Origin of the sequence: Acinetobacter sp. CFCC 11171, from assembly GCF_003268405.1 — a bacterium.
GTDB classification, from domain to species: Bacteria; Pseudomonadota; Gammaproteobacteria; order Pseudomonadales; family Moraxellaceae; genus Acinetobacter; species Acinetobacter amyesii.
Genome location: NZ_LQXP01000111.1, coordinates 1 through 577 on the forward strand (window position 1 = coordinate 1; position 577 = coordinate 577).

1 protein-coding gene is annotated in these 577 nt (G+C 39.0%); it reads left to right on the top strand.

The features are described from left to right. A partial coding sequence (locus AVJ20_RS18090; protein ID WP_162689819.1) for an RNA-guided endonuclease InsQ/TnpB family protein occupies positions 1–577 on the top strand: 577 nt, incomplete at both ends.

Here is a 577-nt window from a genome sequence, read left to right on the forward strand (position 1 = left end):
TCCAGTATGGAAAACACCAATTTAAGCTTTGGGATAGCTACGGTTTAAGCAAATACACGTTAAAAACAGGTTCATTTGTAGAGGATAGCCGTGGGCGTTGGTATGTATGTCTTGTTGTTGAATCGCCTAAGCAAGATAAATCGACAGCAACCAAAGCGATTGGTATTGATCTAGGCTTAAAAGATATTGCCACCTGTTCTGATGGCACTGTAATTTCAAATCCAAAATTCTATCGAAAATATGAGCAGAAATTAGGTATTGCTCAGAGAGCCAGGAATAAGAAGCGTGTTCGTGCATTACACGCCAAGATTGCAAATAGTCGAAAAGATCATTTGCATAAAGCAAGCACCAAGCTTGTGAATGAAAATGCATTGATTATTGTAGGTGACTTGAGTGCTAAAAAATTAGTAAAAACCAAAATGGCAAAATCTGTTTTGGATACAGGATTTTCTGCACTAAAAACAATGCTCAAGTATAAATGCGAGAACGCAGGCGTATTGTTTGAAGAAGTCCAAGAAGCCTATACCACCCAAATCTGTTCGTGCTGCGGTGAGATCACCTCAAGTAGTCCAAAAGG